The following is an 18,297-nucleotide window of genomic DNA, read 5'->3' on the forward strand; positions in this document are numbered from 1 at the left end:
CACCGCCGACGCCGCGCCGAACTGGGCGCGTGGCCCGCGGCGGACGCGCGCGCGGGGCTCCATCCGTCCGCGCTGGAGTTCCTGGCGGACCGGCGCGTCGCCGTGCTCGGCGGCGACGGGAACAACGACACAGCCCCGAGTTCCACCGAGGGCGTCGACTTCCCCGTGCATGTGCTCGCGGTCCACGCCATGGGCCTGCACCTGCTGGACTACCTGCAGTTCGAGGACCTGGCACCGGTCTGCGCGGCGGAGGGACGCTGGTCCTTCCTCTGCGTGATCGCCCCGCTGCGGCTGCCGGAAGCCACCGGCTCACCGGTCAACCCGATCGCCATCCTCTGACCGCGGTGCCCACGGGCGCTGCGGCCAGGACAGCCATCGACTACTGGAACGGGACCCTCTCATGGCCGACGACCAGCACCACTACGACGTCATCATCATCGGTACCGGAGCGGGCGGCGGTACGCTCGCCCACCGGCTGGCCCCCACGGGGAAGCGGGTCCTGCTCCTGGAGCGCGGCGACTACCTGCCCCGGGAGCGGGACAACTGGGACTCCACCGCCGTCTTCGTCAAGGGCAAGTACCGTGCCCCCGAGTTCTGGTACGACAAGCACGGCAAGGAGTTCCCTCCGGAGGTCAACTACTACGTCGGGGGCAACACCAAGTTCTACGGCGCCGCGCTCTTCCGGCTCCGGCCCGAGGACTTCGGCGAACTGCGCCACCACGACGGCATCTCACCGGCCTGGCCGATCCGTTACGAGGACCTGGAGCCGTACTACACCCAGGCCGAGCGCCTCTACCTGGTGCACGGCCGGCACGGCGAGGACCCCACCGGAGGGCCGACCAGCGCGCAGTACGCCTACCCGCCGGTCGAGCACGAGGCGCGCATCCAGCAGCTCAGCGACGATCTGGGCAAGGCCGGCCTGCACCCCTTCCACCTGCCGATCGGCGTGAACCTCACCCAGGACGAGCACGGCCGGGCCACCCATGACAGCGTCTGCATCCGCTGCGACCGGGTCGACGGCTTCCCCTGCCTGATGGGCGCGAAGTCCGACGCCCAGGTGATCTGCGTGGACCCGGCGCTGAAGTACGACAACGTCACCATGGTGACCAACGCGAACGTGCAGCGCCTGGAGACCGACCCCACCGGACGCACGGTCACCAGGGTCGTCGCCGAGCTCAAGAACGGCAATACCGAGGGATTCAGCGCCGACATCGTGGTGGTCGCGGCCGGCGCGGTCAACTCCGCCGTCCTGCTGCTGCGTTCGGCGAACGACAGGCACCCCGGCGGCCTGGCCAACAGCTCGGACGTGGTGGGACGCCACTACATGCGGCACAACAACCTCGCGCTCATGGCGGTGTCGAAGGAACCCAACCCCACCAAGTTCCAGAAGACCCTGGCGCTGAACGACTGGTATCTGGGCGCGGACGACTGGGAGTACCCGCTCGGCGGCATCCAGATGCTCGGCAAGTCGGACGCCGACCAGATCCACGGCGAGGCCCCGCGCTGGGCCGGTGCCGTCACACCCGACATGCCGTTCGAGGTACTCGCCCACCACGCCGTCGACTTCTGGCTGTGCGGAGAGGACCTCCCACTCCCCGAGAGCCGGGTCACCCTCGACGAGGACGACGCCATCCACCTGACGCTCGACGAGAAGAACAACGTGGCCGGGCTGAAGCGCCTCCAGCACAAGCTGCAGGGAATGCTCGGACACCTGGGCATGCACGAGCACCACCTGCTGGATCACAGCATCTACCTGCACAAGGGCATGCCGATCGGCGCCACCGCGCACCAGGCCGGCACCGTGCGGTTCGGTGACGACCCGGCGAGTTCGGCCCTCGACGTCAACTGCAAGGCCCACGACCTCGACAACCTCTACGTCGTGGACACCAGCTTCTTCCCCAGCATCGGCGCGGTGAACCCGTCCCTGACCGCCATCGCCAATGCCCTGCGGGTCGGCGACCACATCGCCGACCGGCTGAGCTGACGGGGGCGCGTGACTACAGGTTGTCCCCCGGTGTTCTGGCGGCACCGGTGTCGGCGGCGGTGAGCTCCTCCAGCTCACCCATGGTGTCGAGCCGGTACAGCAGCACCAGCGCCGGGCCGACCAGCACGATCGCGATGCCCGTGACGATCACCAGCCAGCGCAGGGTGTGGGCGGCACCGGCCGCCTCGGACACTGTCAGCGAGGTGGGCAGCAGGTAGGGCCGCTGCGCGAAACCCCAGGCGCCGACGACCAGGGCGACGCTCGCCACCGAGGTGTAGCGGGACCAGCCGTGGGACCGGCGCAGCAGAAGCAGCACCGTGGCCAGACCGCAGACCGCGGCCAGAATGACCAGCACCAGCCCCCAGCCCCCGGTGAGGCCGTCCCAGACGTACCGGGCGTCGTCGTGGGTGACGGGCAGGCCGATGAGCGCAAGGACCACGACGGCGCCGAAGGCGATCAGCGCCCGCAGGCGGAAGTAGTCGACGAGGTCGGACGCGCCGAACCGCAGGGCATCGGAGCAGAGGAACACCGCCCCGAGGAACGCGGTGGCCGCGATGGCCAGCAGACCCACGAGGACGGAGGTTCCATTGGCCCAGGCGTCCGCGGAGGCGGTCACTCCGACCTTGACCCGGCCGGAGGCGATGCCGCCGAGCACCGCCCCGAGGAAGAACGGCGTCACCAGCGACGAGACGGCGAACATCGCGCCGTAGATGCGTCGTTGGGCCAGGCGGCGGGCCGGCTTGCGCAGGGCGAACCCGGCGCCGCGGAGCACCAGGCCGACGGCGGCGAGGGCGAGCGGCAGCCACATCGCGGTGAACACGGCCTGGAACATCGTCGGGAAGCCGGTCCACATGATGACCAGGACGAAGATCAGCCAGACGTTGTTGGCCTCCCAGACCGGCGCCATGGCCTGGTCGATCAACCAGCGGGGCCGCTTGCCGCGATCCGCGCCCCCGGCCAGGAGGTCCCAGAATCCGGCGCCGTAGTCGGTGCCCCCGGCGCAGGCGTAGGCGGCGATCGCGATCACCAGCACCCATGCGATGAATGCGGCCATTACGACGCACCCCCCGGGGTGTGGTCGGACCCGCCGCCGGGCGCGGCCCCGGCGGCCGCGGGCTCGGGCTCGCTTCTGGGCCCGTAGGGGGTGTCGGTCTCCGGCGGCAGGTCGGCGCGCGCGGTGGCCGAGCCCTCGTCGGCGATGCGCCAGCGGGTACGCATCTTCAGGACAACCGCGAGGAACGCGCCGAAGACGGTCACGTACACGGCCATGACGATGCCGAGCATCGTCCACAGCGATCCGGCGTGGGTGCTGGTCACCGCGTCCGAGACCCTCATGTGGTGGTAGACGATCCAGGGCTGACGGCCGACCTCGGTGGTGATCCAGCCGCACTCAACGGTGACCAGGCACGCGACTCCGGCGAGCGCGGCGCAGCGGTAGAACCAGCGACTGCGTGGGTTGTCCCGATGTCTCCACCAGGACCAGGCGTACCAGAGCGCCAGCAGGATCAGCACGCTGCCGATGGTGACCATGATGTCGAAGGCCCAGTGGGCGATGGTGGCCTGAGTGGCCGTCGGGCGGTCGCTCGCGGGGACCGACGACAGGCCCGTCACCTTGGTGTCCGCGCTGAATCCGGCGAGGATCGAGTCCAGTTGGGGGATCTTGAGCCCGCCGGAGATCGTCCCGTCGGGGTGAAGCCGTCCGAACATGTACTCCGGTACGTGGGTGTCGGTCTTCCAGACGATCTCCGTGGCGGCGAACTTGATCGGCTGCTTGTGGAAGACGGCGCGAGCGGCGGAGTCGCCGAGCATGAACTGGATCGGGGTGAGGATCGCGGCGACCGTGAACGGCACGGTGAAGCCGAGCCGGTGGTAGCGGTCGCGGCGCCCGCGCAGCCAGCCGACCGCGTACACGCCGGCCACCACATACCCGGCGGTCAGGAGCATCGCGACGACGAAGTGCCAGTACTCCGGGCCGAAGATCGGTGTGAAGATCGCCTGTTGCACGTTGACGTGGACCGGCTTGCCCTGGGCGTCGAGGCTGAATCCCTGCGGGGTGTTCATCCAGGAGTTGGCCGCGATGATACCGAACGCCCCCATCAGGGCGGCCAGCGGCAGCGGTACCGCGAGCCAGAAGTGGGTCCAGGGCTTGAGCCGGCGCCAGCCGTAGAGATAGACCGCGATCAGGACGGCCTCCAGGAAGAACGCCCATGCCTCGACGCCGAACCCGAGGCCGAAGACATCGCCCCAGCGGCCCATCATGCCGGGCCACAGCAGGCCGAACTCGAAGGACAGCACGGTGCCGGTGATGATGCCGATGGCGAACTGGACCGCCATCACCGCCGACCAGCGCCGGGCGAGCAGGAGGGCGACGGGATCGTTGCGACGCAGCCCCCGGTGGTGCATCAGCAGCGTGTAGAACGGCAGTGCCACGCCGAACGGGACCAGCAGGATGTGCGAGGCCAGGGTGAAGGCCATCAGCTGGCGGGCGGGCAGGAGCTGGGGCGGGGTGCTGTTCGCCAGAAGGACGGCGGTGCTGAGCATGTGCGCCTCGATGGTCTGCCCTGCGGAGGTGGCGGGGCTGAGGAGGGACAGGATGCGAGGGGGCCGGGGGCCGATGTCAGGGAGGCGGCGGGAGCGGCGGGGGCGCCGTCGACGCGTCGCTGCCGGGCATCGTGAAGGCGCGCTCGCGCCGCGACCCGGTGGCGAAGGCCACTGACCAGCTGAGCACCGCTCCCAGCCTGCTGCGGAAGCCGGTGAGGAAGGCGATGTGAATGAAGAGCCACGCGAGCCAGCCGGTGAAGCCCGACAGATGCAGCGGGCCCGCCTTGACGACGGCCCGGCCGCGGGAGATGTAGGCGGCGATGCCGAGATCCACGTACTTGAAGGGCTTCGGCTTCTTCGTCCTGCCTTCGACCTGGTGCCGCACGCTCCGGCCCGCGTACGCGCCCGACTGCATGGCGACCTCGGCCAGGCCCGGCAGCTTGTTCAGGCTCATCACGTCGCCCGTGACGCGGATCTCCGGATGGCCGGGGACGGTGAGGTCGGGTTCGACCAGGATGCGTCCGGCCCGGTCCTGCTCGGCACCGGTGGCCCGGGCCAGCGCGGCCGCGATCGGGGGCGCCTCGACGCCCGCCGTCCACAGCACGGTGCGTGCGTCGAACCGGGTCGTCGCACCGTCATGGCCCCGTACCGTCAGGCCCTGCGCGTCGATGTCGGTGACCAGCGTGCCCAGGTGGAGCTCCACACCGAGACCCCGCAGGGTCCGGGCCGCGCGGTGGGCCAGTGGGGGGCCGAACGCGCCCAGCACCGCGTCGGACCCCTCGAAGAGCAGCACCCGGGCCTTGGCGGAGTCGATCCTCTGGAACTCCCGGTCGAGCGTGTGACCGGCGATCTCCCGGATCTGCCCCGCGAGTTCGACCCCCGTCGGACCGCCGCCGACGAGCGCGAAGGTGAGCCACTGCTGCCGTTCCCGGTCGTCCGCGGCCGTTTCGGCCATCTCGAACGCACGGTAGATCCGTCGGCGGATGTCCAGCGCGTCGTCCAGGGTCTTCATCCCGGGGGCGTACGCGGCGAACTCGTCGTGCCCGAAGTAGGACTGGCGCATGCCCACCGCGACGATCAGATCGTCGTAGGGCAGCTGAACCATCCCGCCCTCGGGCCGCCGGGCGTGGACCAGCCGGGCGGCGGCATCCACGTCGGTCGCTTCGGCGAGCACGCAGCTCACGTTGTGGTGGCGCCGCAGAACCCCGCGCAGCGGCTGGGCGATCTGCCCCTCGGACAGGATCCCGGAGGCGCACTGGTACAGCAGCGGTTGGAAGAGGTGGTGGGCTCGGCGGTCGACCACGGTCACCGCGACCGGCGACTTCCGTAGGGCGCGGGCGGCGAACAGCCCGGCGAACCCCCCGCCGAGGATCACCACCCGGCGGGGCGTGATGTGATCCTGCATCGGAGATCAGCCGCCGGTGGCGAAGCCGGGGAAGAGCGTCATTCCGCCGTCGACGTAGAGGGTGGTGCCGACGACGTAGTCGAGCAGGTCGGACGCCATGGCGACGACGGCGTTGGCGATGTCGTCCGGGTCGCCGACGCGGTGGTACGGGATCAACCGCAGGAGGTCGGCCTCGGCCTCGGGGGTGGACCAGGCGTCGCGGTTGATCGGGGTGCGGATGGCGCCGGGCGCGACCGCGTTGACCCTGATCCGGTGGGGGGCCAGCTCCTGGGCGAGGGTCTGCATCAGCATGCCCACACCCCCCTTGGAGGAGGCGTAGTTCACATGGCCCGACCACGGGACGATCTGGTGGACCGAGCTCATGCAGATGATCTTCCCGGCCGACCGGGAGACCTCCTCCACCACGCCGCGCCGGATGAACTCCTTGGCGGCCTCCCGCGCGCACAGGAACTGGCCGGTCAGGTTGACGTCGATGACCTTCTGCCACTGGGCGAGCGTCATCTCCGTCACGGCCGAGTCCCGCTGGAGGCCCGCGTTGGCCACCATGATGTCGATGGTGCCGAACTCCTCGACCATCCGCGCGACCATGGCGGTCACCTGGTCCTCGTCGGACACGTCGGCCTCGTGGGCGTAGGCGCGGACCCCGAAGCCCTCGATCTCCTTCACGACGTTCTCCGCCTCGTGCGCGCCGGCGACGTAGTTCACCACGACGTCCGCTCCGGCCCGGCCCAGGGCGACGGCGGTCGCCAGCCCGATGCCCGAGTTGGCGCCGGTCACCAACGCCTTCTGGCCCTTGAGCAGCTGCGCGGACATGGTCCCGCGGTTCTCGACCTTCGCTGCCACCACGATCTCTCCTTCGGCGTTCGGACGGCACGCCGCGGGAAACGGGCGACGCACATGAGGAAAGCCAGGCGACGGCCGCCCGCCGGGACAGGCACAGGAGCCGTCGCACACCCGGCCCCCAGACGAAAGCACCCTGCCGCGCGGGCGGGACCGACCGGCACGCTGTGCCTGCCGATTTCGGCGGGGCATGTCACACGGCCGGGCTACGGGGCCTGCCCGCGGCCCGAGCGGCCTTCCCCCCGGAGCCTGCGGTTGCTGCCGTCACCCGGTTGCACATCTCCGGATGCCTGGCGAGAGGGGCGGCCCTAGCGTGCCGGTATGGACGCGATGGGGACAGTCAGCACGCGGGCCGGTCAGCCGTTCCCACGGCTGATCGATCGCCATGAGGATTGCCGTGCTGCCCACGGCTCGTGGCACCTGGCCGGCAAGGGCCAAAGGGAGTCCGCACGGTGAAGAAGGTCTTGGTCTCACTCGGGGTGGTGCTCGTCCTGCAGAGCCTGTTCGCGCTCTGCCTCATCAGTGCCCTGCAGCTTCTGGTTCCGCGCGACATGCCCTTCGCGGTGACCGGTTCTTCCAAGGTCGTGAACGCGGTGACCTCGAAGGTGTCGCTCGAAACGATCAGCTACGCGAACGAATCCGCCGCGCTCGACGCGATCAGCCAGAGCAAGGCCTACGGCGCGTACATCCCCGGCACGAAGAGCGACACGTTGATCGTGGTTCCCGCCAAGAGCTTCTTCGCCCGCATCGAACTCGAGCAGGCGTTCGTCGAGGCCGCCAAGAAGCTCGGCAGGCCCATGGAGGTACGCACGGTCAAACCTCTGCCGCCGAGCGATCCCCTTGGCGGCGTCACGGGACTGCTCCTGGTGCCGCTGCTCATCGGTGGCTACCTGGCCACCGTTCTTGTATTCAAAACCAGCAGGACAGCGGCCGCGCCCTGGCGTGTGGCGATCCTGATCGGCTACTCGGCGATCGGCGCCCTCCTGACCGACCTGATCGCGGGACCAGGGATCGGCGCCTACGCCAACAGCCACTTCTGGCCGCTGCTGCCCTGCTTCATGCTCGTCACAGCCGCGGTCGCCCTGGCGTCCGCCGCCATCGAGCGCATCTTCGGAGCCCTCGGCACCCTGTTGGTGGTGCTCCTGTTCATCGTGATGGGCGGAGCATCGGCCGGCGGGTCGGGCCTGTCCCTCCTGCCCTCCTACTGGCAGCACATCGGAGCCGTCTTCCCGCCGCAGCACGCCGTCACCCTGATGCGGAACGTCCTGTACTTCGACGGAAACAACATCACCACCCCGGCCATCGTCCTCGGCGCGTACGCCCTGGCCGGGGCGATGATCATCGGATACCTGGGACGGTGGCGCCCCGAGCCAGTACCTGACGCTCCCCGGTCCGCCGGGGAGACGGACACCACGGCAGCCAGGTCCCCGGCCGCGAAGAACGCCGTACGGATCGTCGTCGCTCTGGCGATCGCCGCGGTGATGCAATGCCTGTTCACAGCCAACTACATGAGTTCCGCACACGCGCCCGCCGCGAGCAACCTCGCCATCGGCTCCACCGGGACCTCCCCGATCCTGACCGCGGTCCAGAAGCAGGTCTCGCTCAAGGTCACCCTCTACCCGAGTGAATCCGCCGTGAAGAAGGCGATCGACGAGGCCAAGCTCTACGGAGGGTTCGTCCCTGCCACGGAAACCCTGATCGTCGTTCCCACCAAGAGCGACATCGCACCTCTGGACCTCGCGGCACATTTCCATGCCACCGCGAAGAGCCTGGGACAACCGCTCAAGATCGAGCAGTACGTACCCACTCCGCTGGCCAAGAAGGACCCCTTCGGCATCGTCGTGTCACTGATGCTGGTTCCGCTGCTCATTGGTGGCTACGTGAGTGCGACCATGCTCAAGACGGCGACCGGAACGGCCACCGGTCGGTGGCGGGGACTGATGCTCGCCGGGTTCGCCATCGTCGCCGGGATGGTGGTCAACCTCATCGTCGGCCCCTGGCTCCAGGGATACCCCACGGACAAGTTCTGGATCGTATGGCCCATCCTGTCCCTCATCATCGCCGCGGTCGCCCTGACCGCCGCCGTACTGCAAAAGCTCCTCGGAGCCGCCGGAACACTCGTGACCGTCACCGTGATCATGCTCTTCGGCAACCCCTCTTCCGGCGGAGCCAACGGAGTGGCGTACCTCCCGGCCTTCTGGCGCGACATCGGCCCGTTCCTCCCACCCCGCAACGCCTACATCCTGCTCCGCAACACGATCTACTTCGACGGACACGGAATCACACAGGCCCTCACCGTCCTCCTGCTCTACGGTGTCATCGCCGGAGCCGCCCTCGGCCTCCTCGACTGGTTCCGCACACCCGAGATTCCCGTGTCACCCGAAACCGAGGCCGAAGCCGCCTCCGTCACCGTCCCGATCGGGGCCGCGCCGTAACCGGGCAGTTCAGGGGTTCGTGGCACCCGCTCAACAGCGGATGTCCCCCGGGCACAGCCGCCCGGCCATACACGATCCGGGCTACTTGGCCTGGGTTGTCACCAGGGGCTGCCCGAGGGGCACGCTGCAAAGGCCTCAGCCTCCTTGGATCTCATCGCTTCACCAGGGGCGGAGCCAATGACCGTTCTCGCAGGTCAGCCGTGTGACAGCGGCGTATCGCATCAACCTGACCGGACCCGACGTCACGAACCGGGCCCCATCCGGGACACCACAGCCCTGACGCATCAGCCCGTTCCAATGCACCCGGTTCCCGCGCCCAGTCGGACACCTCACCTATTCACGATTTCCTGAATTCAGAGAATCTTGTACATTCAGGTTGTGCTGACTGTTGCCTTCGACATCGACGTGCTGGCCCGGTTCGGCCGCGCGCTCGCCGACCCGATCCGCTGCCGCATCCTGCTCGCGCTGCGCGAAGCCCCGGCCTACCCAGCCGATCTCGCCGACACGCTCGGTATCTCGCGCACCCGGCTCTCCAACCACCTCGCATGTCTGCGCGACTGCGGCCTGGTCGTCACCGTGCCCGACGGCCGGCGCACGCGATACGAACTGGCGGACGAGCGCCTTGGTCATGCGCTGGACGACCTGCGTGCCGCTGTGGTGGCTGTCGAGACCGACCGCACCTGCGCCGACGCCGCCGAGAAGGGATGCTGCTGATGGCCGCGATATCCCTCGGCCCTTCTCCGGCCCGCCGGGACGCGCTCGCCCGTCGGATACGTCTGCTGGTCGCGGCGACCATCATCTACAACGTCATCGAGGCGGTCGTCGCCATCACCGCCGGCACCCTTGCCTCGTCCACCGCCCTGGTCGGCTTCGGCCTGGACTCGGTCATCGAGGTCTCCTCCGCCGCCGCGGTGGCCTGGCAGTTCTCCGCCCGTGAGCACGCCGTGCGCGAGGCGCGGGAGAAGACGACCCTGCGGATCATCGCGCTGTCGTTTTTCGCGCTCGCCGCCTACGTCACTGTCGACGCCGTCCGCGCGCTGACCGGCACGGGAGAGGCGGAACGCTCCATCCCGGGCATCGTGCTCGCCGCCCTCTCGCTCGCGGTGATGCCGTTCCTGTCAGCAGCCCAACGCCGCGCGGGCCGTGAACTCGGCTCCGCCAGCGCCGTCGCGGACTCCAAGCAGACCCTGCTGTGTACGTACCTCTCGGGCGTGCTCCTGGTCGGCCTGGTCCTCAACGCCACCCTCGGCTGGTCCTGGGCCGATCCCATCGCCGCCCTCGTCATCGCCGCCATCGCCACAAAGGAAGGTCGCGACGCCTGGCAGGGCAAGGGCTGCTGCGCACCCTCCGCGGCGGCGGTCCCGGCCATCGGCACTGAGCCGGACGACGCGTGCGGCTGCCGCCCGGGCTGCGATTGCTGCAACTGACCGTCCGCGGAAGCCCGGAGGGTGTCTTGGGTCTGACCGCGAGGCGCCCCGACGTTCAGTGATCTACGTTAGCCCCCCCAGTGCAAGGAGGGCTGCTGCGGCGGAAGCCAGGGCGAGCACAGCGAACAGGCCCCGGATAGCCGCCGAGCGGTCCGGCCGGCGTGGCTCCCGCGAATGGTGCCGGGGCAGACGCGATGGTGCGAGAGGCCAGCAGCCCGGACAGGCGTCCATATGGGGAGTTGCCCCAGCGGTCGGTGACGGCGGTAGCCCGGCATCGACATCTCCCGCGAGTTCGCCAAGCCCTGGACAGACGAGATCGTCCGCGCCGCCGATGCCGTCGTCAGCATGGGCTGCGGCGACGCCTGCCCGGTCTTCCCCGGCAAGCGATATCTCGACTGAACGCTGGACGATCCCGCGGGCAGGACCGTCGACGACGTCCGCCCCATCCGCGACGCCATCGAGCGCCGCGTCTGTGGCCTTCTCGACGACCTCGGCGTCCGGCCCAGCACTGACCACGCGAGGGCACACCTAGGCTCGGCAGCGCGGCCTGGCGCGACAGGGCGGCCGGACTCGCGAGCACCGCGTGCGCGCGGCCGTCGGCGTTCGCTCGACACGAACAGGGCCAGCCTGGAGAAGAACAGGACGAGGGTGCCGCCGATGCGTCGGACGCCTCCGACGAGGAGGCTGCCCGACGCCATGTTCCCCGTACGTTCCCCGTGGCTCACGCAACAGGCCTCTCTCGGTCTACTCCCGAAGAGAAAAGCCAGTTCAGAGACCCTGATACTGCAGATCTCGTCACAGAAAGCAAACCACCGACCTACGCATTACCAATGCGCAAGGCAATCTCGGCCCCATCTGGCCTTCGCGCGCACCCCATAGCGCAGTGGTTTAGACCACGAACCCTTCAAGGGAAAGCAAAAGCCCCAGGTCAGATACCATCCAGCCTGGGGATTCTTTGAGCCGCCTTCGGGATTCGAACCCGAGACCTACGCATTACGAGACCGTGAGGGATCGTGTTGCCCGGTGCCTCGTCGTGCTACATGGTGACGTTTTTCCTGATCAGAGCACGTGCAACAGGTTGACCTGTGCCACCCCGTGACGCACCGTCCAAAGGCGTCTGTCCACCGGCCGTCCACCAACGGGGCTGCTTGGCCAGCCGCCTCTCGCCATCCCGTCGCTTCTGATGCAACCCACGACAGGGGCGGAGCCTGACATTAGGACGACTGTCCATCTTCCACAAGGAGTGACCGCGCGGCATGTCGCCATGAACGCCGCAGCCTCCATCCATGAGAGGGACGCCCGATCAAAACGATATCTACCACAGTCGATGAATGGTATCGTTTCACTAGCGGAAGCATCTCCGAGAGGATCTCCACATGGCCAGAACCGTCATCGACCTCGATGAAGACATGGTCACCGAGGCCATGCGCATCTTCGGAACCAAGACAAAGGCCAAAGCCGTCCGCCTCGCCATGGAAGACGCCGTCAAGAGGCACCTTCGGCAAGAGGGCTTCGACGCCATGGAGGCCGGCGAGCTCGACTTCAGTGAGATCGTCGAGAACACCGGGCCCCGCAACGCGGACGGCTCCCTCAAGCGCGACGGCGACCGCGACGGAGGCCGGGCCGCCTGATGCAGGACCGCTACCTGATCGACAAGTCCGCCCTCGCCCGCTGGACGAAGCCGAACGTCAAGGACGTACTCAAGCCCCTGCACGAGCGCTACCTCCTCGCCGTATGCCAGCCCACCGAGTACGAGATGATCCACTCCGCACGGGACAGCTCGGAGGCGACACGGATCAGTACCTGGCTCCGCGCCTTCGACTACCTACACACCGACGACCGCGCCTTCGCCCGCGCCCTGGAAGTCCAGCGCCACGCCCTCAACGCGGGTTTCCACCGTGCTCTGTCCCTCCCCGACCTGCTGATCGCCGCCACGGCAGAACTGCACCAGCGGACGGTCCTCCACTACGACGGCGACTTCGACATGATCGCCTCCCTCACCGGCCAACCCACCGAATGGGTCGTCCCGCCCGGCAGCGCCGACCGTTGAGCAGGTCGAGCCTCCCACCCAATCTCGCAGGGTGGGTACATCTCCTGCGGTAGCGCGGTGCCCGGACGGTCAAGCTCGGGGGCGAAGACGGTTGCCGGTGATGACTTTCCGCGCCGGTGGCAACGCCCTGGCGGTCACCTCGGTCGACGAACCGGTTCCGATGGGGCATATCCGCGCGACGAGGCCACCCGGCCGGAGGCCGCGGTCATCCGTTCCGCAGCGACATCAGCCATGCCAGGTCCGCCGCCGCCTGACGGCGGACCGTCTGCTCACGGGTGAACAGCTCCTGGGTCTTCGTCAGCACCAGCGTGTACGGGCGCCCCTGCCGCCTGGTCTGGTGGCGCACCGGCAACTCGGCCGAGTCGATCCTCGTGTGCACATGCCGTCGCCCCTCCTTCGCCAGCGGCCATTCGAGGACCTGTCGCGACCGGGAGCCGAGGAACGCGCCAAGGGCACGGCACAGCTCACAACCGCACCCGGACCATGCCACCGACCAGTCGTCGGCAGCGCGCGGCGCCCGCTCGGACACCGCGCGAAGCCGGTCCGCGCAGTGCCGTGCGATCGCGTCGAGCCCCGCCGCGCCCCACACGGAGGACGTGCTCGCCTCCGCGGCGTGGCCCAGCAGCGGCATCAGGCAGTCCAGTACCGTGTCCCCGCACTCGCGCAGCGCTGTGAGGATCCCGTCCCGCAGCTCTTCATCGGCCGCCGCGAGTACGTGTCCGAGCGGCAGGGCCAGCTGCCGCAGCCGCGTACTGCGGGTCTCGGCAGGCCCGGTCGTCGTCCACAGCCGCAGACCGCTGTCCACCGCGGCCCAGACCCCGGCGGACAACAGCCGTGCCACCGCCGACGCCCGATGCTCACGAAGCTTCGCGCACAGCTCCGGCAACCGCTCGGTCCACTCGTACTGCATCGACTGGAGGTGGTGCTCCGACGCGAACCAGGCGTCGACGACCCGGCGCATCCACCCGGTCCCGTACCGCTCGGCCACCGCGGCGAGTCCGTCCGCGTGCTCCGGGCCGAGCGCACCCGCCTGGAACGGCTCCAGCAGCATCGCCGCGGTCTCGGCCGCATCCAGGCCCACGGCCACCCGCAACGCGCTGTCCAGCAGGTCGGGTTGCGGACGGATGCTCTTCCAGAACGGTGCCAGGGACCGGGCCTGGCCGCGCGCCCGGCCCAGGTCGCCCCGCGCGATGCAGGCGCGCAGTTCCTCCAGGGCCCACCGCGATCCGGCCTCGCCGCGTGCCGCGAAGGCCCGCTCACGCGGCCACACGACGACCGCGGCCCGCCGGTACCACCGGTCCAGCGTGTTGCCGTAGTTGCCCATGTAGCCCTCGTACTGGGAGTCGTAGGGCGTCAGGTCCGCGTTCGCGGTGCTCGCGCACACCTCGTAGTCATGAACCCGCAACGAGATCTCTTCGCCACCGGTGCCGTCCGGACCGGTCCACCAGCCCAGGGTGATCTCGTCGTCGACCAGCTCCTGCAGGACGTAGTCCCCGTCCTCACCCGCATCGCCGCTCTCCTCCTCATCGTCCTCGTCGTACCCGTAGTCGTCCCAGGGATCCTCCCCCTCGGGATGGGCGTCCCAGGTCTCCTTCACCTCGGCCAGGGCCAGCACCGACTCGCACCCGGCCTGCCCGGCGGTGGCGCGCAGCAGAGCGGCACGCCCCGCGTCGGCGCCCTTGAGCCGCTCCCAGCTCAGGCCGCGCTGGGTGTACTCGTGATCGAGCAGATACACGAGCCGGTTCGGCGGATCCAGCTCACGGGTGCCGTAACGCGGCTTGGCCGGCGAGCCGAAGTGCCGGCCGAGACTGTGCGCCAGCTCCGCCAGCGGCCCGGACACTTCGCCCGAAGTCCCCGGCTCGGCGAGCAGGTTGAAGGTGAGCGTCACCCGGTACCCGGTTCGGACCGGAGTGACCTGGTGCCGGCAGTCGGCATAGAAAGCGACAAGCGTCAGATCCGTCTTCGAGGCACGGTAGGCGCACTCCTGCCCGGCGTGCTCTACGACCAGTTCTCCCCCTGTGTGCGCCGACGGCAGGGAGAGCACCAGTGTGCCCACCATGGCGTCGTCCTTCTCCGAATCCTGGTGCGGAAGGAAGAACTGGCCCTTGCCGTACACCAGCATCGCGTGCGGCTCAGCCCGCAGCCAGGTCGCCGACGGGAGACCGAGAGCGTCCCGGAAATGCTCCAGCGCGCCGCTCAGCAGTGACGACCAGGAAGGACCGGCAAGGCTGAGCTGATCCGGCAGGATCTGCCAGGTGTCACGCACACCGGTGTCGCTCAGCGTCTGTTCGCCCCGCCCGAACAACGCCGGCCGTGCCACCGAGATCAGCCGCTTCACCTGCGGCGCCCGCAACGGAAGGCGCACCGGCCCGACCCCGGCCACCTCAAGGCCCAGGCCGGCCACCGGCGCCTCCAGCCGGGCGCTGAAAGCCCCCGCCGCCTTCGCCCCGCCGAGCAGCCCAGCCAGCCGGTCCCTCGGTGTCACCACCACACGCCTGCCCTCCGCCGCCCCCCTGCGGGCCCGTCGTTCTCGGCCCGATCCTACGAACCCGACGGCACCGCCAGGACCGTAACCGTGGACGGGGCCCCGAACGAGGGACCACATCCAGGTCCCGTGAGACGAGCCGCAGCGCCTGTCGATAGTCTGGACGGATGTGAGCGAGTACCAGTACTACGAATTCCAGGCCATCGAACGGCCGTTGACCAAGGACGAGCTCGAAGGGGTGCGAGCGCTGTCGAGCCGGGCCCGGATCAGCGCGACACACTTCGTCAACGAGTACCACTACGGCAACTTCCGCGGCGATGAGCGCAAACTGATGGAGCAGGTGTATGACGCCCACCTGTATTTCGCCAACTGGGGCTCGCGACACCTGATGCTGCGCCTGCCCACCACACTGCTACCCGCCCGCAGCGCCGAACCGTACTGCGCGGAAGACGCCTTGACCTGCTGGACCAGGAAAGGGCACCTGCTGCTCGACTTCTCCTACCAGGCCGAGGACGGAGGCGAGTGGGACTTCGAGACCTCCTTCACCCTCGCCTCCTTCACCACCCTGCGTACCGAACTCGCCGCAGGCGACCTGCGCCCCCTCTATCTTGCCTGGCTCTCCGCACTCACCCGCTGGGAGCTGGAGGAGGACCTCGACGAGGACGACTACGCCTCCACCCTCGAACCGCCCGTACCCGCCGGTCTTGCCCACCTCACCGGCCCGCAACAGAGCTTGGCCGACTTCCTGCACGTCGACCCACACCTGCTCACCGCGGCCGCCCACGCCAGCGGCGCCGCCCCTTCCCAGGCAATCGACAAGGACGCACTCGCCGCCTGGATCCGCGCCCTGCCACAACGAGAGAAGGATGCCCTGCTGCTGGACGCCGCCCTGGGCACCGCCCCACAACCGGGCCCCGCTCTGCTGGCCCGCCACCGCGCCGCGTCCCGCGGTACGGCCGAACCGTCCACCGCCACCCGGCGCCGCTCAGCCGCGGAGCTCCTCGACGCCGCCCACGAGGTGCGCACCGAGCACACACGGCAGCAGGAACAGGCCCGCGCCCAGGCCCGCCGGGCCGAACAGCGGGCCCGCGAGAGCCACCTGGACCGCCTGGCCGAGAACACCCAGCAAGCCTGGCAGGACATCACCCACCTGACCGGGCAGAAACAGCCCGGCCCCTACGACACCGCCGTCACCCTCCTGAAGGATCTCCGCGAGATCCACGACCGGGCGGGCACCCCCGAGGAGTTCACCCGACACCTGCACGACCTGCGCGAACAGCACCGCGGCAAGCCCTCGCTGATGCGCCGCCTCACCGACGCCGGCCTGACAGCCCGCTGAGCCGCGCTCAGACGCGGTCCCGTGGACCCTCGGCCACGAGACGGAGAGCGGCGAGGACGGCAGGGCGGCCGGTCGCGGACAGGGAGACCGGGGCGTCGGCGGACCGGTCCCGCTCGTCGAGATAGCCGAGTTCGCGGCCCGTGTGCCAGAACCTCCACAGCAGCCGCTCGGTGTCCTTCACCTCCAACGCGGTGCCGTCGCCGTGGGTGAAACCCGCAGCAAGCACCGGATGGACAGCATCGCGCAGGTCCTCGCGGGACCGTGGCGCCGCCCACAGCGCGCCCAAGGCGCACTCGGCCACCTGCCGCTCCGCCGCGGTGGTGCCGAGCCAGGCCAGCGCGGCCGTATGCTGACGCAGCTGGTGATCAGCCAGCTGGGCGCGCCCGGACGCCGAGAGCTTGAGCGTACGGTGGCGCTTGGTCACCAGCCGGTGGGTGCGGGCGAGTTCGTGCAGGTCGGCCAGCTGGAACAGGTCCGCCTCCGAGCGCGGTCCCTTGCCGATCGGGTACCAGTGCGGGTAGCGGGCGAACGCGGCAGCCACCACCTCCCGTGGCAGGTAGCCGGCCTGGGTCAGGGTGACACCGCCGCCGATCTGCTCCAGCAGCCACCGCAGCGGCTCCGCCGTGTCCACGGGTGCCGCGGCCGGCTCCTCCAGAGCAGGCAGGACCGCGGCGAGCAGAGCGCCGCGCTCGGCCGGGGGCGCCGCGGCCCACAACTCGCGCCGTTCACGCCGCACGGCCTCCAGCGGGGCGCGGCCCTCGAACCCGGGCTGCACGGTGGTGAGCCAGTGCTGGACGAACCGTCGGCGCGCGGCCGGGAACGTACGCACGTCCGGGTCGAACTCGCCCTCGTCCAGAGCCTGCTCCAGCCGACGTTCGAGATTGGCACGGGCCAACGCCTCCCGGACGCCCATGACCTGCCCCCAGCTCAGCTCGGGAACGTCCGGCGGAGTCGTGGGCGAGGCGGCCGCGGCCTTGTGGTAGGCCGCGAAACCCGCCTCCTCGGAGCGCTGCCAAGCCGCCAGCACCTGAACTGTGGTCGCGCTCGCACACACCGCGGCGGCCCGAACACGGCCGACTCCGGCCAGCAGATCGGCCAGGACAGCGACAGCCCTCCGCTGCTCAGAGGTGTCCGCGTGCCACTTGCGAGGCAGCTCGTACCAGCAGAACCGTTCGACCTCGGCCACCGAGAGCGCGACGAGCGGGTCACCGTCGGGCACCAGCCAACCCAGCAGGCGCCGCGCCATCGCCTCGTCCGCCACCAACGCCGCCACCTCCACCGCACTCCGGCCCACCTGCCGATCCTCCCACGGACGGGAGTCCCGTCTGCGGGCATCGCTGCGGCGAAAACACACCAATGAACGTCGTACCTCGGCAGCCCGGATTCCCCTCAGCCTGTCGGAAAAGCACAAGCCGTGCCGACCACCATTCCCAAGGCACCGGAAACCCTCGACTCCCCCAGGGTCGGCGAGGCGGCTCTGGGTGGCCATCACGCACGCTTGTCCACCGGCCGTCCACCGGCACATTCGCCCGCATGGGCACCCGAAGCGCTCAGTACATCAAAATCGCTGGTCAGAGCCTTTTCACGGCTAACTGGCAACCGAGAGCGAACCCGCGACCGACGCATTGCGATGCGCAGACCACAAGTGTCTGATGTGCCGGAATTCCAAGGTCAAAGAAAACAAGAAACCCCAGGTCAAAGGCCTGACCTGGGGTTCATCACGGAGCCGCCTTCGGGATTCGAACCCGAGACCTACGCATTACGAGACCGTGAGCGTTCGTGTTGCCGAGT

Annotated in this window: 14 protein-coding genes and 1 pseudogene; 9 read left to right on the plus strand and 6 right to left on the minus strand. The window is 69.4% G+C overall.

Annotated features, from left to right (window positions below; genetic code table 11):
* Both ABT057_RS27670 and ABT057_RS27675 read left to right on the plus strand, forming a co-directional pair.
* Window positions 1–339: cyclase family protein (locus ABT057_RS27670; protein ID WP_502973970.1), on the plus strand; the 339-nt coding region annotated here is incomplete at its 5' end.
* A 61-nt stretch (window positions 340–400) separates the two neighbouring features.
* The gene (locus ABT057_RS27675; protein WP_352346315.1) at window positions 401–1,984 is read left to right on the plus strand and encodes a GMC oxidoreductase; all 1,584 of its coding nucleotides are present in this window, start codon (window positions 401–403) and stop codon (window positions 1,982–1,984) included.
* A 13-nt stretch (window positions 1,985–1,997) separates the two neighbouring features.
* On the opposite strand, the gene ABT057_RS27680 is transcribed toward ABT057_RS27675, so the two are convergent.
* The 4 genes from ABT057_RS27680 to ABT057_RS27695 form a co-directional block, all read right to left on the minus strand.
* Complete coding sequence (locus ABT057_RS27680; protein ID WP_352346316.1) at window positions 1,998–3,038, minus strand: cytochrome d ubiquinol oxidase subunit II; 1,041 nt, start codon at window positions 3,036–3,038, stop codon at window positions 1,998–2,000.
* The gene (locus tag ABT057_RS27685) at window positions 3,038–4,525 is read right to left on the minus strand and encodes a cytochrome ubiquinol oxidase subunit I (RefSeq protein WP_352346317.1); all 1,488 of its coding nucleotides are present in this window, start codon (window positions 4,523–4,525) and stop codon (window positions 3,038–3,040) included. The genes ABT057_RS27680 and ABT057_RS27685 overlap by 1 nt, the downstream gene beginning before the upstream one ends.
* Before the next feature lie 76 nt (window positions 4,526–4,601).
* Window positions 4,602–5,930, minus strand: a complete 1,329-nt coding sequence (locus ABT057_RS27690; RefSeq protein ID WP_352346318.1) for an NAD(P)/FAD-dependent oxidoreductase — start codon at window positions 5,928–5,930, stop codon at window positions 4,602–4,604.
* A 6-nt stretch (window positions 5,931–5,936) separates the two neighbouring features.
* On the minus strand, window positions 5,937–6,743 hold the full coding sequence (locus tag ABT057_RS27695) for an SDR family oxidoreductase (protein ID WP_352346427.1): 807 nt from the start codon (window positions 6,741–6,743) through the stop codon (window positions 5,937–5,939).
* 479 nt (window positions 6,744–7,222) lie between these two features.
* Here ABT057_RS27695 and ABT057_RS27700 point away from each other — a divergent pair, with 479 nt between their 5' ends.
* The 6 genes and pseudogenes from ABT057_RS27700 (at window position 7,223) to ABT057_RS27725 (ending at window position 12,682) form a co-directional block, all read left to right on the plus strand.
* Window positions 7,223–9,205 (plus strand): ABC-2 transporter permease, encoded by a 1,983-nt coding sequence (locus tag ABT057_RS27700; RefSeq protein WP_352346319.1) that lies wholly within the window; start codon window positions 7,223–7,225, stop codon window positions 9,203–9,205.
* 378 nt (window positions 9,206–9,583) lie between these two features.
* A complete protein-coding gene (locus ABT057_RS27705) occupies window positions 9,584–9,919 on the plus strand; it encodes an ArsR/SmtB family transcription factor (protein ID WP_352346320.1) in 336 nt (111 codons plus the stop codon).
* On the plus strand, window positions 9,919–10,632 hold the full coding sequence (locus ABT057_RS27710) for a cation efflux transmembrane domain-containing protein (RefSeq protein WP_352346321.1): 714 nt from the start codon (window positions 9,919–9,921) through the stop codon (window positions 10,630–10,632). The genes ABT057_RS27705 and ABT057_RS27710 overlap by 1 nt, the downstream gene beginning before the upstream one ends.
* A gap of 270 nt (window positions 10,633–10,902) precedes the next feature.
* Window positions 10,903–11,133: pseudogene (locus ABT057_RS27715) on the plus strand (low molecular weight phosphatase family protein); the annotation flags it as partial.
* 875 nt (window positions 11,134–12,008) lie between these two features.
* The gene (locus tag ABT057_RS27720; protein WP_062697603.1) at window positions 12,009–12,263 is read left to right on the plus strand and encodes a type II toxin-antitoxin system VapB family antitoxin; all 255 of its coding nucleotides are present in this window, start codon (window positions 12,009–12,011) and stop codon (window positions 12,261–12,263) included.
* Complete coding sequence (locus tag ABT057_RS27725) at window positions 12,263–12,682, plus strand: PIN domain nuclease (protein WP_352346322.1); 420 nt, start codon at window positions 12,263–12,265, stop codon at window positions 12,680–12,682. Before ABT057_RS27720 ends, ABT057_RS27725 begins: the two co-directional genes overlap by 1 nt.
* A 205-nt stretch (window positions 12,683–12,887) precedes the next feature.
* On the opposite strand, the gene ABT057_RS27730 is transcribed toward ABT057_RS27725, so the two are convergent.
* Window positions 12,888–15,173: a 2OG-Fe(II) oxygenase gene (locus ABT057_RS27730; RefSeq protein WP_352346323.1), complete on the minus strand. Its 2,286-nt coding sequence runs from the start codon at window positions 15,171–15,173 to the stop codon at window positions 12,888–12,890.
* A gap of 163 nt (window positions 15,174–15,336) precedes the next feature.
* Here ABT057_RS27730 and ABT057_RS27735 point away from each other — a divergent pair, with 163 nt between their 5' ends.
* Window positions 15,337–16,506: a hypothetical protein gene (locus ABT057_RS27735; RefSeq protein WP_352346324.1), complete on the plus strand. Its 1,170-nt coding sequence runs from the start codon at window positions 15,337–15,339 to the stop codon at window positions 16,504–16,506.
* A 7-nt stretch (window positions 16,507–16,513) separates the two neighbouring features.
* Here the strand turns inward: ABT057_RS27735 and ABT057_RS27740 are convergent, their stop codons facing one another.
* A complete protein-coding gene (locus ABT057_RS27740; protein WP_352346325.1) occupies window positions 16,514–17,800 on the minus strand; it encodes a hypothetical protein in 1,287 nt (428 codons plus the stop codon).
* Between the last annotated feature and the right edge of the window lie 497 nt (window positions 17,801–18,297).

Origin of the sequence: Streptomyces sp. NPDC002588, from assembly GCF_040295925.1 — a bacterium.
GTDB lineage: Bacteria > Actinomycetota > Actinomycetes > Streptomycetales > Streptomycetaceae > Streptomyces.